The 12,526-nt window shown below is 59.1% G+C and carries 13 protein-coding genes and 2 pseudogenes; 4 read left to right on the top strand and 11 right to left on the bottom strand.

Annotation, left to right across the window (positions count from 1 at the left end; genetic code table 11):
• Positions 1-52: 52 nt before the first annotated feature.
• From ELS24_RS04550 to ELS24_RS04540, 3 genes are all read right to left on the bottom strand, one after another.
• Complete coding sequence (locus tag ELS24_RS04550; RefSeq protein WP_127183498.1) at positions 53-463, bottom strand: antirestriction protein; 411 nt, start codon at positions 461-463, stop codon at positions 53-55.
• Positions 464-907: 444 nt separating this feature from the next.
• Positions 908-1,972, bottom strand: coding sequence for an IS110 family transposase (locus ELS24_RS04545; protein ID WP_127183285.1), 1,065 nt, complete (start codon positions 1,970-1,972; stop codon positions 908-910).
• Between the two features lie 160 nt (positions 1,973-2,132).
• Positions 2,133-2,660 (bottom strand): JAB domain-containing protein, encoded by a 528-nt coding sequence (locus ELS24_RS04540; protein ID WP_127183497.1) that lies wholly within the window; start codon positions 2,658-2,660, stop codon positions 2,133-2,135.
• Positions 2,661-2,915: 255 nt separating this feature from the next.
• Here ELS24_RS04540 and ELS24_RS04535 point away from each other — a divergent pair, with 255 nt between their 5' ends.
• From ELS24_RS04535 to ELS24_RS04530, 3 genes and pseudogenes are all read left to right on the top strand, one after another.
• Positions 2,916-3,305, top strand: a complete 390-nt coding sequence (locus ELS24_RS04535; protein ID WP_127183496.1) for an SOS response-associated peptidase family protein — start codon at positions 2,916-2,918, stop codon at positions 3,303-3,305.
• A pseudogene (locus ELS24_RS31665) lies at positions 3,299-3,488 on the top strand (hypothetical protein); the annotation flags it as partial. The gene ELS24_RS04535 and the pseudogene ELS24_RS31665, both read left to right, overlap by 7 nt.
• Before the next feature lie 753 nt (positions 3,489-4,241).
• Entirely contained in the window at positions 4,242-5,294 is a 1,053-nt protein-coding gene (locus ELS24_RS04530) for a glycosyltransferase family 2 protein (RefSeq protein WP_127183495.1), read from the top strand.
• A gap of 45 nt (positions 5,295-5,339) precedes the next feature.
• Here ELS24_RS04530 and ELS24_RS31040 read toward each other — a convergent pair whose 3' ends face one another.
• The gene (locus ELS24_RS31040) at positions 5,340-5,732 is read right to left on the bottom strand and encodes a GtrA family protein (RefSeq protein WP_127183494.1); all 393 of its coding nucleotides are present in this window, start codon (positions 5,730-5,732) and stop codon (positions 5,340-5,342) included.
• On the opposite strand from ELS24_RS31040, the gene ELS24_RS04520 reads away from it, so the two are divergent.
• Positions 5,667-6,578 carry a ChbG/HpnK family deacetylase gene (locus tag ELS24_RS04520; protein ID WP_342672806.1) on the top strand — a complete coding sequence of 304 codons (912 nt, stop codon included), beginning with the start codon at positions 5,667-5,669 and terminating at the stop codon, positions 6,576-6,578. The two genes, ELS24_RS31040 and ELS24_RS04520, sit on opposite strands and share 66 nt — an antisense overlap.
• Before the next feature lie 18 nt (positions 6,579-6,596).
• On the opposite strand, the pseudogene ELS24_RS31660 reads toward ELS24_RS04520, so the two are convergent.
• The 7 genes and pseudogenes from ELS24_RS31660 to ELS24_RS04485 all read right to left on the bottom strand — a co-directional run.
• A pseudogene (locus ELS24_RS31660) lies at positions 6,597-6,873 on the bottom strand (LysR substrate-binding domain-containing protein); the annotation flags it as partial.
• A gap of 467 nt (positions 6,874-7,340) precedes the next feature.
• Positions 7,341-7,892 (bottom strand): phosphatase PAP2 family protein, encoded by a 552-nt coding sequence (locus ELS24_RS04510; RefSeq protein WP_127183492.1) that lies wholly within the window; start codon positions 7,890-7,892, stop codon positions 7,341-7,343.
• Positions 7,893-8,486: 594 nt separating this feature from the next.
• Positions 8,487-9,860 (bottom strand): ATP-binding protein, encoded by a 1,374-nt coding sequence (locus ELS24_RS04505; protein WP_127183491.1) that lies wholly within the window; start codon positions 9,858-9,860, stop codon positions 8,487-8,489.
• Positions 9,836-10,501: a response regulator gene (locus tag ELS24_RS04500; protein WP_127183490.1), complete on the bottom strand. Its 666-nt coding sequence runs from the start codon at positions 10,499-10,501 to the stop codon at positions 9,836-9,838. The genes ELS24_RS04505 and ELS24_RS04500 overlap by 25 nt, the downstream gene beginning before the upstream one ends.
• A gap of 29 nt (positions 10,502-10,530) precedes the next feature.
• A complete protein-coding gene (locus ELS24_RS04495; RefSeq protein WP_127183489.1) occupies positions 10,531-11,085 on the bottom strand; it encodes a cytochrome b in 555 nt (184 codons plus the stop codon).
• 45 nt (positions 11,086-11,130) lie between these two features.
• Positions 11,131-11,904 (bottom strand): COG4705 family protein, encoded by a 774-nt coding sequence (locus ELS24_RS04490; RefSeq protein WP_240669450.1) that lies wholly within the window; start codon positions 11,902-11,904, stop codon positions 11,131-11,133.
• Positions 11,901-12,524, bottom strand: a complete 624-nt coding sequence (locus ELS24_RS04485) for a DedA family protein (RefSeq protein WP_127183488.1) — start codon at positions 12,522-12,524, stop codon at positions 11,901-11,903. The genes ELS24_RS04490 and ELS24_RS04485 overlap by 4 nt, the downstream gene beginning before the upstream one ends.
• Between the last annotated feature and the right edge of the window lie 2 nt (positions 12,525-12,526).

Genomic DNA, 12,526 nt, shown 5'->3' with positions numbered 1-12,526 from the left:
GCCTGATGGCGCTCAGAAGAAGAAAGGCCCGCCGAAGCGGGCCGGGATGGCGTCAATCGATCGCTGCAAGAATGGCTTTTGCCTCGGCGTGCTCGCCGGCGAAGTCGCGCAGGGCGTGGTACTTCTCGGCCAGGTCGTCGCTGCGGTATTGGCTGCACAGTTCGCACAGGGCGTACAGCGTTGCCACGATGCCGGCGGCGTCCGCCGACATGGTCCGGTCGCACCAGTTCATCGGCCATACGATGTGAAGCGTCTCGTAGTCGGCCGGCGCCATATAGAAACCGTTCGGGATTTCGTAGTAGTGCCAGTAGCCGCCGCTGTATTCCCGCGACAGGCGATCCAGCCAGTTGTAGACACTGATTTCTCCGCGCAACATCAGGCGACTTCCATATGCCTTGGGGAGAAAGTTCATGCGTTCGCCATCGGGAACCAGGCGTGCGACGGAAAGAGTGGCTTGGGTCATGTCGTGCTCCTCAGAAGTAGGGCCCGGCCGGGTGGCGGGACGGGAGCACTGGCGCCCTGCGGAACAAGCGCCGGGGGCAAGGGGACGTGGAATATAAAGCGAGCGCAGCGAGCGGCTATATGCCGCTACAGGGACTTCCTGGTCGTTGCAAGAGCCATAGAAAAGTTGCCATCAAAGCGTTAATTAAGAACCGTACGGGAACGAACACACGCATACGTGAACGCAGCGCCGATTCGAAGATGACGAACGAACATGGTGCAGACTGCGCTTCTACAGTCGGTCTTGTGCGCTTAACATCACGCGGACCCAGATACAAACCGCTCAGCAAGGCTCCATTCGAAAGTCGGCGCTAACTTCACGCCGGCGGCATATACGAGCTTGCTTGCTGACGGTCTGACCAGTTCTAGTATCTTCGCTTGCGAGCTGCCGATGCGTTACACAGACTCAGGATGATGACGTACTGAACGGGCTAGGACTCACGTACGCTCGATCAAATTTCCGATCAAGCGCCAGGACCGCCCACAGAATCCTGGCGTTCTTGTTGGCCAAAGCAACGGTCGCTTTCTGCCATCCGATACGGTCACATAGTTTTTTCGCCCAGACTGAGGATGGATCATTTCTCTTCGCGCACGAGAAAATTGCCGCCTTGGCGGCGGTGACGATCAGGCACCGCAAGTAGGAATTCCCGCGCTTTGTAATTTTCCCGAGATTGGCCTTTCCTCCACTTGAGGACTGCTTGGGCGTCAACCCAAGCCAAGCGCCGAACTGGGCTCCGCTCTTGAATTGTCGAAAGTCGCCGACGTAGGCGACCAGAGCCGAAGCGGTAATCGGGCCAATGCCCACCAATTCTGTCGCGCGTCGCGCCTGGGGATCTCGCCTCACATGCTCGTTAATGCGGTCATCACACCAGGCAAGATGCTCTTCAAGCTCGATCCAATGTGAGTACGCCTGCCGGATTACGAGGCGTGCAAATGCTGGCATTTCGTTGGTAGCGTCATCGATTATGTCCGCTAACCTACGTCGCAGCACTTCCGGAGAACGAGAGACGCCGATGCCGAATTCCGCCAAAAGTCCACGAATCCTGTTGATGCACGCAGTTCGTTCTTCCTTAACGCCCTCGCGGACCTTATGCACGCTCATGATTGCCTGCTGCTCTGCCGATTTAATCGGGATCGCATGAATGTGCGGTCGCGAAGCGGCTTCGCAGATCGCAGCTGCGTCGTTTGCATCGTTCTTCCCGGTTTTTCCCTGGATTCGGTACGGCGCAACAAACTGCGCGGCAATGATCTTCACATCCAGGCCAAACGCAGTTAGCTTGCGCCCAATATGATGGGCGCCCGAACTGGCTTCCATTGCCACCACGCATCCTTCTGGAAGTTGAATACACCACTCGAAGAATCTCTCTCGAGATACGGCTCGATTGACTATGGTCGCGCCCGCGTCATCAACAGCATGGATCTGCAGGACGGTTTTCGACAGGTCTACCCCAACCCTAACAATCTGCGCCATGATTCGTCTCCAAAGGAATAAAGATGACGATTGATAGTACGGCTGCGGAGTTCGCCATCAGAAGGAAGTCCCTTTGTATTCGAAAGCCCCTTGCGCCTGGTGCGCGCAGGGCAAAGATGCGCCCAAGGACTGACACCAGCGCCAGGCCCGGCGCCGCAAGTCAGGGCATGATGCCCTTCTCTGCGAACGAGACGATCCTGCTGCCGGCCACGACCAGGTGATCGAGTACGGTGGTGCCGACCAGCGCGAGCGCATCTTTGAGCTGACGCGTCATGTTGATGTCGGCAGAGCTCGGTTCGGCATGACCGCTCGGATGGTTGTGCGCCAGGATCACGCTTGCCGCGTTGTGCGCCAGCGCAGCTTTGACGATCTCGCGCGGATATACGGGAGCGCTGCTCAACGTGCCACGGAACGGCTCGTCATATGCGATCAGTTCGGCGCGCGGGTTCAGATACATGATGCCGAACACCTCGTGCTCCAGGCTTCGGTTCAATCGCAGCTGCAGGAACTCGCGCAAGAGCTTCGGCGAATTCATAAGCTGGCCCCGCTGGATCTCCTGAAGGACGACCTCGCGTGCTGCAGCGAGGATCTCTTTCGGCGCAGCCGGGCGCACCGCGCCCGCGGAATCCTGTACGAAGAGCGCGCCCATGGCGTGCTCGTTAGTGCTGAACGCGATGGAATACTGCATGGCTGGATCTCCAGTGCCGGGCGGGATTGCCCGGCGTTCCTGGGATACGCTGCAGCGGAGCGGTCAAGTGGCCTGCCGGCCCCTGGCCGCAAGCGGCGCCGGCGCCGCCGGCGTTGCGCAGCACTTGACGGCGAGAACAGCGTGTCATGATCGCCAAAGACGCAAGACTGCCTTCCCTCCCCTGCTGCTGGCCACCTGCAGTACGGCACGCACGCGCCTATACTGGCCGGACATCTGCATTCACACAGGTGATCGATGTGCGGTCGAATTGTTCAGAAATCGGGCCCGCTGGACTACGTTGAGCGGATCTTTACCAACCCGGGCCAGATCTTCGCGGACCCGACAGGGCCGCGATTCAACATACCCCCGGGCACGCGCCCGCTCACTTTGCCTCGCCTGGCAGGCGCTGACGAGCTAGACCGCCAGTTCTGGACGTATAGGCCCCAGGGTTCCAAGTACAAGATGAGTTGCGCACGCCTGGACAAGGTCCTGGCTGGAGGCTGGCCGTGGAAAATGCTTGTAGGTAGTGGCCGCATCCTCGTGCCGGTGGACGGGTGGTACGAGTGGAAGGCCCTCGGGTCAGGGCCAAAAGCGCCCAAGCAGCCCTACTTCATACATGAAAATGGACCACTTTTTTATGGGTGACCGTCAACGGGTTTGCCGAGACTGTTGGATGTCGGCTCGCACGCACACTGTTGCTGATTTTTGTCGCAAACAGCGGCCCGCAGACCCGGCTCGGGAAGATCTTCGTGGATCTTGCGGAACGGCTTTGGGACGCCAACTGCATCGGCTTGGTCAGCTCTCGCGAGGCCTGGACTGCGCGTCTCCGGATGACTGTACACCCCAATCACTGGGAAAGGCGATGAAGGCCATCGGTGACGAAAGACAGTAGCGGCAGCAACTGTGAGAGATTCCACGTATGGCTTTGCTTCTGCAGAACTACGCTCAGTAGTACCTTTGGGGACCTGTTTAGAAGTTGTCTGTTTTGTGGCTGCTTGATGGGGGCCGGTGGGTATGTGGGAGAAGCCCGGGTAGCCGGTGGGCATACCCTGTGGTCAAGCGCGTGGTCAGGCGGCGCCTGTCCACCGTTTGTCCATCAGCGGTTGTCCACGGGCCGAGTACGGCGAGCCGGGCGGTCGCGGAGCGATCATCCACATATCCACGGGTTCGGATAAGCGTGTTTGGATTGGGTTTTTAGCCGCTGAATCGACCCGGAATATCTGCAAACGGGCGGTTTTTTGAAGAACTTTCCCTGAACCACAGAATTGCCAAGTGGTTTAGGTGTCAATTCTTCATTCATGGCTCTGCTAGTCACAGCGCATAGAGGATCTGCCCTTCGGTAAATATCGACGTTTCATGGCTTCTCCTCGTGCCGCCCGGGGCGTTGAGAAGCAACCTTACCTCTAGTTTTAACCTGGATACTTCCAGGGCACTTCCAGGGCACTTCATGACTGCCGGTAAGGAAAAGACTGTTGTGCAACTTAACGATGACGGCAGCGGTGACGGCATTTCATGAAAATTCGACGGGGTGCCACGCATACTAGGGTCATAGCATTCCTGTATCCTGACAACTGCCGCCTCATGCGCATCCAATTCCGGCCCGATCCGATTCCCTCGCAGCCGTTGGCCAAAACCTTTCCGCTGGAAGCGCTGTGGTCCAGCAAGGCGGCCGAGGTGCCTTATGACATGTGCGTGACTTGCGTAATCCCATGCCTGAACGAAGCAGAAAATCTGCGTGTGCTGTTGCCGCTGTTGCGCGGACATTTGTCGGCGTTGTGTACGCGCTGGGAAATCCTCGTGGCGGACGATGGCAGCACGGATGGCACGGAATCATTGATGTCCGAATGGACGCAACATGAAGGCTTTCGCTACGTCCAGCTATCGCGTAACTTCGGCAAAGAAGCCGCCCTTAGCGCAGGCCTGGAGGCGGCCTTCGGCGACGTAGTGATCTGCCTGGACGCCGATTTGCAGCACCCGCCGGTGCTGATCGAGCAAATGCTGGCGCGGTGGGCGGCCGGCGCTGAAATGGTTTACGCCGTGCGCGAAACGCGCCAGGACGAATCCTGGCTGAAGCGTTCCGGTGCGCGTTGGTTCTACAAACTGCTAAGCAGTGCGCGCGGCGTTGATGTCCCCGCGCATGCTGGCGACTTCCGCCTGATGGACCGTGGCGTGGTCGATGCGCTAAACGCATTGCCCGAGCGCACTCGCTTCATGAAAGGCTTGTACGCCTGGGTCGGCTTCAAAGTCGAAGCGCTGCCTTACACGCCTGACGAACGCATGCACGGCGACAGTCGCTTCAGCAGCATGCGGTTGTTCCGTCTGGCGCTGGACGGCTTGACGGCCTTTACGACATGGCCGCTGCGCTTGGTCAGTCTGGTCGGCGTGGCCTTCGCGCTGATGGCAATGTCGTACGCCGCCTATCTGGTGGGTGACTACCTTTCCTCGGGCAATCCCGTGTCGGGCTGGACCACCATCGTCACCGCCGTGCTGTTCTTTGCCGGGGTGAATCTGATCTCGTTGGGAGTGGTGGGCGAATACGTAGCGCGCATATTCGACGAAGTCAAAGGGCGGCCGCTCTACGTGGTGCGCCGCCGTCAGGGCCGGTCCGCCGACAACGGGGCGCGGTCTCTCTGATTCTTACCACGCAGTAGCGCGTCCCGGCAAGAGGCGTCGAGTGCGTCACACCGGGGGCTTGCGAAAGGCCCATAACCGGCTGGCGATAAACGTCGCGAACGCCAAGATTATCAATATCATTGCCAGCAACACGTCATAGCGGATGTTGGTGGTGCGCAGCAGCAGCGCATACGCAGATTCGTTGATGAAAAATCCTGCCGCTGAAATGAAAAAGAAACGGCGAATAGCTATGGACCAAGGTGTTTGGGCATGTTTGAACGTAAGCCGATAGTGGCCGGAAAAAGATACTCCGAAGGCGGCCAGCCAACCGACCAGATTAGCGGCCAGCGGTTGCAGCGAGAAGGTTTCGACGCAGCCGACTGCGACCGCCCAATGCGTTGCGGCCGCCGCGCACCCGACGGCGACAAAAAAGCTGATTTGACGAAGCAAAGTGCGCATGAGTGCCTGAGAGCAATCGAATTGCGAGGGACTGCAATGAGCAAACGAGTCGTGGTTTGCGGCGACGATTTTGGCATGAATGCCGATATCGATGAAGGCATGATTACGCTGGCCGACATGGGGCGCATCAGTGCGGTTAGCTGCCTGGCGCTCGGTCCGACTTTCGCCGCCAACGCCGGCCGGCTTGGCGCGCGCAACGTGGATGTAGGCTTGCATGTGAATCTGTCCGAATCGCTGGGCGCGGGCGCTGAGTCCATGCCATCCTTGAGCAAAGTCGTCATCAGCGCCTACACAGGGCGGCTGGACATGGAATGGGTGCACGCGCAGTTGAACCGGCAGTTCGATGCCTTTGAAGCGGGGCTGGGGCGAGCGCCCGACTACATCGACGGCCATCAACACGTGCATCAACTGCCAGGCGTGCGCGATCAATTGCTGACGCAGTTGAAGCGGCGTTTTGGCGAACAGCGCCCGTGGCTGCGCCAGACGGCGCCGGGCACATTGAGCGGCATTCCCCTGAAAGAATCGATCAAAGCACGCATCATCGGCGCGTTGGGGGCGGCGGCGCTGGCGCGTCAGGCCAGCCGTGACGGCTTGCGCACCAATCGCCGACTGCTGGGTGTGTATGGATTCAACGGCGGCAAGCGGCGCTACGCCGGCCTGCTTCAGAACTGGTTGTTCAACGCGCGCGACGGCGACCTGCTAATGTGCCATCCCGCGATAAACGGCCAAGAGGGCAATGCCATGTCCCGACAACGGCGGGCCGAATTCGACGTGTTGGCGAGCCCTAAGCTGGGCGACTGGATGAACGCCAACGGCGTGCGTATATCGCGGCTGCCCACCCCCTGAACTTCGCGCCCCGCGCGGTCAGGTCGGCGTGGTGCGGTCCCGTGTCAGGCTTTCGAGCAGCCATGCGCCTGCCGACCTTAGCGCGCGGTGGGTGGGCCACACAGCGTCGACAGATATGTGGCGCGGCCCACCCGGGCAGCGACGATTCCACCAACGGGTCGCGGCCAAGGCGCTGAATCATGCAACGGGGCAATTCAGTCCAGCCGAACCCCAAACTGGCCATTTCCACCAACATCAGATATTCGGGTGCCGACCACGTTGCGTGAGGAGGCGCAGCGTCCTTGTCGTCCACTTTTCCGCGCGCATACGGGCACACGACTTATGCTTGTCGACCGGGCGCATGGCCTTGCGGGCGACGTTTTCGATCAGACTGCCTCTTTTTCGAGCGCTAATGTTTCTTCATGCAGCGACAAGACTCTGGCCGCTCGCAATATTGCCTTGCGAAGCTAGCGAAAGCCGAAGAGAAGCAGGAGCGTTTCCACGAACAGTTGGACAATGCGCAACCGAATTCCGGTGAGCGACGGATCATGCGCAGCGATGATTCCAATAAGCACAGCGGCTGCCACGGCAGTTCCCGACAATGCGGATCCCCGTCCTTGCAACCACCACGACGGCGAGCGAAATTGTCAGAGCCTCTATGAATTCGACTGCCGGGCCATAAAGGAAGTCAGCATAGTAGGTGCGCCAGATGCCCAGGTGATTATTTCACTTCTCTGCTTTGACGATTCAAAGAGGGAATACAAGCAATCAACGAATTCACGTTTACGATTGTCGGCCTCTAACGAAATTGGCACCCCAGTGTTGTGCTGTGCTTCCCAAAGCTGCGCATACCACTGCGACCAGGGCCGCGCCCACCATATCTAATGGCCAATGGATGCCCACATAGATGCGTGCCCATGCCAACACGGCGCCCAACAGGATTAGTGTCCCAGCCAAAGGCCAGCGCCCGCCAAACGCAGTGACCATCGCTATGGTCCAAACAAAAGTGACATGCGAACTGGGCATGGAATTGTTGGCGGCATGAGAAATCAGCGCCGGACCAAACCCCACAGCGAAGGGACGTGCGTGGTAAATGTAAAGATTGGCCAACGCCTCCATCAGTCGAGCTGCAACGCACGCCACAATCAAAACGGTGGCCGTCGCCCCATCGCGGCGCCGGCATAAGTCGACCAATATCAGGGCGACGGCCAAGTACACGGGCAGCTCAGTCAGTAATGCTCCTAATTTGGCCAATAAATGAGGAGTATCAGTGGCTGCGCGAAGAAATTCAAAGGCAGCAACGTTCCAGAGCTCAATCGTGCTGAGGTTATACATATCCGGAAAAATTCAATGTTGTGGCGTAAACAGATCAAAGCTCATTGGACCCTCGATATCAACTCTTCGCATCGCCCTTGGAGATCTTCTTGGCAACACTCGCCCGTATTACGGCGGGTCATATTTTGACAGATGAGGCATTTTGTTCGCGCTCGAAAACCTGGTTCGCGTAAGCCTCTAATAGGCTTACGCAGTCAACCGGCTGTTGCACCATATTCAACCCAGCTATTTGAAGACGAAAGGCATTTCATCTCGGATTCGTTTGTAGAGATAGCGCCATCGGCGGAACCCAGCCGAGTCTAAAAGCCCATACCCTATCGTTGATGCTGGCCACTCTCCCAAACGTCGCGACGCGGACCCCACGGCGGGCCATGAAGCAGGCGCCAAGCATAGAGACGCCGCGTGGACGCTGAAGCAATCGCTGCGGTGATGATGGCAGACTGATTGAATGCAAATACATGGCCGCTGATCTCTGGTGTATCCGACTCATGAAATTCCGTTTAGTCGTCTTCCGAAAGGAACAACATCATCCTAAACTGACGCATTTCGCGAGCCGATCTTGACGCCAAGTTAGGATGTAGCCTACGCGAACCACTAATCCGATGCGTGCGGCGAGCCGGATCTTGAAAATTGGACGATGACACTCAAGCCGATTTGCCTCTCTTCATCTGAGAAGTCGAGCCGAATCTCTGCGCCGACGCGATGGGCGACCGTTTGGACAATGGACAGCCCCAGTCCCGAACCGATCTGCTCGTTGCCGAGCGTGCGGTAGAAGGGATCAAAAACCCGGTCCCGTTCGGCCTGCGGAATGCCAGGCCCGCTGTCTTGAACACGAAGCTCGGCTTTCCCTTCTGATGCCCCCACGGAAAGATCGACCCTCCCGCCCTCCGGCGTGTAGCGAATAGCGTTGTCGACCAGATTTTTGACCAGGGCGATCATGTCCATCTCGCTCGCCCACACTTCTGCGTCTTGCGTGCCTTCGACCCCGATGTCGATGTGCTTGGCCTCGGCCAACGGCATGAGATCTTCCAGCACACGGCGGTAGATGCTTTGGAGGGATACCGGCAACTTTGGTGCGTCAGTGGCCGACTGTGCCCTGGCCAAAGTTAGGAGTTGATTTAGCAGGCTTCGGCCGCGCTCGATACCTTGGCGTAAGACCGTCAGTCGCTCATGTGCCAGGCCGGACATTTCCGCATCTCCCAGCCGCTCCGCTTGCAGCGAGAGCGCAGTCAAAGGCGAGCGCAGCTCGTGTGCGGCGTCTGTCACAAAGCGGTGCTGCGATTCCATAGACTGGCCGACACGGGCGAGCAGGCGATTGATCGCAACGGCGAACGGGCGCACCTCGGCCGGAAGGTGACGGTCTTCGATGGGGTGCAGTTCCTGCTCGGCGCGCCGGTCGATTTCCTCGGAAAGCGCGGCAATGGGGCGGAACATCTTGCGCACCAGATCGGCGACGATCAATAGCAGTACCGGCACGAGAATCAGAAAAGGCATCACGGTGCGCAATGCTCCGTCGCGGGCGATTTCATTGCGGAAGCCCGCTTCTTGCGCCACGGCGATGCCCTCACCTGCAGCCGTGGTCTTGACCAGCACCCGGAACGACTCACCACCGACCTCGAGCGTGTGCAACCCATCAGCGAGAGTCTTCGGAAGGGGAAGCGTGCCCCCTGCATCCACGCTTGCCTCAGATGGATTGGCTTCACCCAAGCGCTGGACGATCACACGCGCTTCTTCATCGATATCAATAGGGCGAACATCTGTCGTCGGCGGGGCCGGTGACAGGCGCTGCCGATCCATGAGCTGTGCCACTTGGCGTAGAACATCGTCCTGTAGCTCATGGGCTTCGTCGAAGGCCGATAGGAACGAGAAGACACCTGCCACGACGGCCACCACGAGGATGGCCAGCGACAGGGTGAAGGACAGCTTGAGCTGAACCGATTCGTTCAAACGTTTTTTGAGACCATCCATCCGACGCCCCTGACGTTCTTGATAATGTCGCTTCCGAGCTTGCGTCGCAGTGCGTGGATCAGATATTCAACGGCGTTGCTTTCGACCTCTTCGCCCCACCCGTATATGCGATCTTCCAGTTCACTGCGCGAGAGAATGGCTCCCGGCCGGGCCAGCAGGGCTTGCAGCAGCGAGAACTCGCGATTGGAGAGTTGCTGGGCAGGGGCGGACTTGACATGCGCCTCCTTGGTGGCCAAATCGAGGGAAACCACGCCATTGCTCATCACCGGTCTGGATGCCCCGGCTTTGCGGCGCAGCACGGCACGCATGCGGGCCTGAAGCTCCGTCATCTCAAAAGGCTTGAGCACGTAATCGTCGGCCCCCCCATCCAGGCCGCGCAGCCGGTCATCGAGCCCGTCCCGAGCGGTGATGATAATCAGCGGCACGCCGTTGTCGCTGGCGCGGACATCGTGCAGGACCTGCAACCCGTCCTTGCCCGGCAGGCCAAGGTCCAGCAGAAGCAGGTCGTAATGCTGGCAGCCCAATGCCGCCAGCGCGCTTTGCCCATTCCGCACCCAATCGACCGCGTACGCGGCGTCCTTCAATGCGCCTTGGACCGCCTCGCCAATCATGAGGTCGTCTTCGACCAGCAAAACCCGCATACGTTCTCCATGCAGTCTGGGTAAGCCGCTCAAGGCAGCATTGATCTGAATACGCCGTCTTTGAGTACGAAGTGGTGGTAGAGGGCGGCAACTGCATGAATGCCCGCCAGCCAGATGATGGCATCTCCCAGGAAGGAGTGGATATCGCCCCAATCGGCCACGCCGAGGACCGGAGCGGAAGCGATCCAAGGCAATTCGGTAATGCGCAAACCGCCCAGCAGCGTCAGCGGTTGGCCTTCCGATGCCAGTGTAAGCAAAGCGGTCAACGGCAATGCAAACAGCAGGGTCCATAAGGCAATGTGCATCAATCTGGAGGCCAGACGCAGCTTGGGTTCGAGCTTGTGATCAGGCGCGCCCGAGCGCAGGGCAACCCACAACAGGCGCAGAAAGGTTAGTGCAAAGATGCTTATTCCCAATGTTTCGTGCCACACAATGTCCAGTCGTGCGCCGGGATCGCCATTAGCATGGACCAGGCGTCCGAAATCTCCGGGGCCGAGAACAAAGGCGGCAAAAATGAGGATGACGGTGAGCCAGTGAAAGATCTTGCTGATTCCGTCGTAGTGAATGGCTTCGGTTTTGCTCATTTTCTCTCCTGGAGACTGCCGCGCCGCTTGCGCTGCGGCTTAAGTTTAATGTGCGGTCCTGGCTGCACGTTGCTTGAAGAGCAAGATGGCGGTCAGCATGAATGTCAGCAGCGCGGCCGACGCGGAGTAGCGATCCAGGGCCAGACCGCCCGCGCTCAGCGGCTTGTCCAGAAAATCCCCTACCACGGCACCTAGCGGGCGGGTCAGGATGAACGCCGCCCAGAAAAGTAGCGTGCGGGATAGATCCGTCCAGTAGTAGGCTGCCACAATCAGAGCAAGCAACCCACTGAACACGACGGCTGCGCCTGTATAGCCCAGGCCCGCCGTATCAGCCGTCCAGTCACCCAACGCCGTGCCCAGAGTCTGGGAAAACATGATTGTCAGCCAATAAAACGCTTCGGCCTTGGGTGAACTGACGGTGCTCACTGACACAGAGCCGAGGGTGCGATGCCAGACTAAGAGCGAACCGAGCAACAAGACCAGCAGCAAGCTCGAACCGCCAGCGTACCCGATTCCGAGTGAACGATCCGCAAAATCGGCCAGCGTCGTGCCGACTGTCGTGGTAGCGATGATGGTGGCCCAATACAGGAAGGGGTGGAAGCTCTTGGCCTTGACCTGCGCGACGACGGCGGCCAGGAAGATCACTGCGAATATGCCTGTGCCGACCAGGTAGCCCAGGTTCATGGACATCGAGACAGCGTCGCCTCCAGTTTCGCCGAGCGTCGTGGCGGCGATTTTGATGAGCCAAAAGCCCAGCGTAACTTCGGGCACTTTGGCCAATGCATCTTGGAGGCTGGCCATCGATTCATTGGTGTTCATTTTCTTCTCCAAATGTGGTTCTTTGCTGCTTGAGTCAGATCGGGATGTGCCCCCTCTCTACCCGATGTCCCTCGAGGGCTGTGTCGCGCGATCAGCCAGGTGAGGGAAACCGATACGGCCAGCAGCGCCAGGCCCCAAAGCTCATCGGCATCGACGCTTTGCAGTGCGTACGCCAGTGCATGACCCGTGCCGTAGCCGATACCGCCAATCAGCATGGCCCAGCACACGGCACCAACGAAGTTGAGCACCAGAAAGCGCGACCAAGGCACGCGGCTCATGCCGATCACGATCGGCCCGGCGACGCGCAGGCCGTAGAGGAAGCGGATTGACAGAATCAGTGGCAGGTGATGACGCTCGAGCAACAGGGCTACCCGCAGAGCGCGTGGCTGCAACGCAGGAAAGCGCGCCAGCAGGGTGGAGCCGTAGTACCGACCGATCAGAAAGAACAACTGATCTCCGATAAAGCTGGCCACGGCCGCCACGGCCATTACCGCCTGGATTGAAAGATGGCCGCGCGCCGCGGCGGCGCCAGCGATCAGCAGTACGGACTCACCTTCGAGAAAGCTTCCGACGCCCACGGCTGGTAGGCCCCAGCTTTGGACCCAGCTGGCAATGTCCATGT

Origin of the sequence: Achromobacter spanius (assembly GCF_003994415.1) — a bacterium.
Taxonomy (GTDB): Bacteria; Pseudomonadota; Gammaproteobacteria; order Burkholderiales; family Burkholderiaceae_B; genus Achromobacter; species Achromobacter spanius_C.
The sequence above is the reverse complement of the archived record's forward strand: the minus strand, read 5'-3'. Positions and strand labels throughout refer to the sequence as shown.

What these genes read in the sequence shown, in the direction of transcription:
- ELS24_RS04550 (WP_127183498.1), bottom strand. Translation starts at nt 463, where the DNA reads ATGACCCAAGCCACTCTTTCCGTCGCACGCCTGGTTCCCGATGGCGAA.
- ELS24_RS04545 (WP_127183285.1), bottom strand. Translation starts at nt 1,972, where the DNA reads ATGGCGCAGATTGTTAGGGTTGGGGTAGACCTGTCGAAAACCGTCCTG.
- ELS24_RS04540 (WP_127183497.1), bottom strand. Translation starts at nt 2,660, where the DNA reads ATGCAGTATTCCATCGCGTTCAGCACTAACGAGCACGCCATGGGCGCG.
- ELS24_RS04535 (WP_127183496.1), top strand. Translation starts at nt 2,916, where the DNA reads ATGTGCGGTCGAATTGTTCAGAAATCGGGCCCGCTGGACTACGTTGAG.
- ELS24_RS04530 (WP_127183495.1), top strand. Translation starts at nt 4,242, where the DNA reads ATGCGCATCCAATTCCGGCCCGATCCGATTCCCTCGCAGCCGTTGGCC.
- ELS24_RS04520 (WP_342672806.1), top strand. Translation starts at nt 5,667, where the DNA reads ATGCGTTGCGGCCGCCGCGCACCCGACGGCGACAAAAAAGCTGATTTG.
- ELS24_RS31040 (WP_127183494.1), bottom strand. Translation starts at nt 5,732, where the DNA reads ATGCGCACTTTGCTTCGTCAAATCAGCTTTTTTGTCGCCGTCGGGTGC.
- ELS24_RS04510 (WP_127183492.1), bottom strand. Translation starts at nt 7,892, where the DNA reads ATGTATAACCTCAGCACGATTGAGCTCTGGAACGTTGCTGCCTTTGAA.
- ELS24_RS04505 (WP_127183491.1), bottom strand. Translation starts at nt 9,860, where the DNA reads ATGGATGGTCTCAAAAAACGTTTGAACGAATCGGTTCAGCTCAAGCTG.
- ELS24_RS04500 (WP_127183490.1), bottom strand. Translation starts at nt 10,501, where the DNA reads ATGCGGGTTTTGCTGGTCGAAGACGACCTCATGATTGGCGAGGCGGTC.
- ELS24_RS04495 (WP_127183489.1), bottom strand. Translation starts at nt 11,085, where the DNA reads ATGAGCAAAACCGAAGCCATTCACTACGACGGAATCAGCAAGATCTTT.
- ELS24_RS04490 (WP_240669450.1), bottom strand. Translation starts at nt 11,904, where the DNA reads ATGAACACCAATGAATCGATGGCCAGCCTCCAAGATGCATTGGCCAAA.
- ELS24_RS04485 (WP_127183488.1), bottom strand. Translation starts at nt 12,524, where the DNA reads ATGGACATTGCCAGCTGGGTCCAAAGCTGGGGCCTACCAGCCGTGGGC.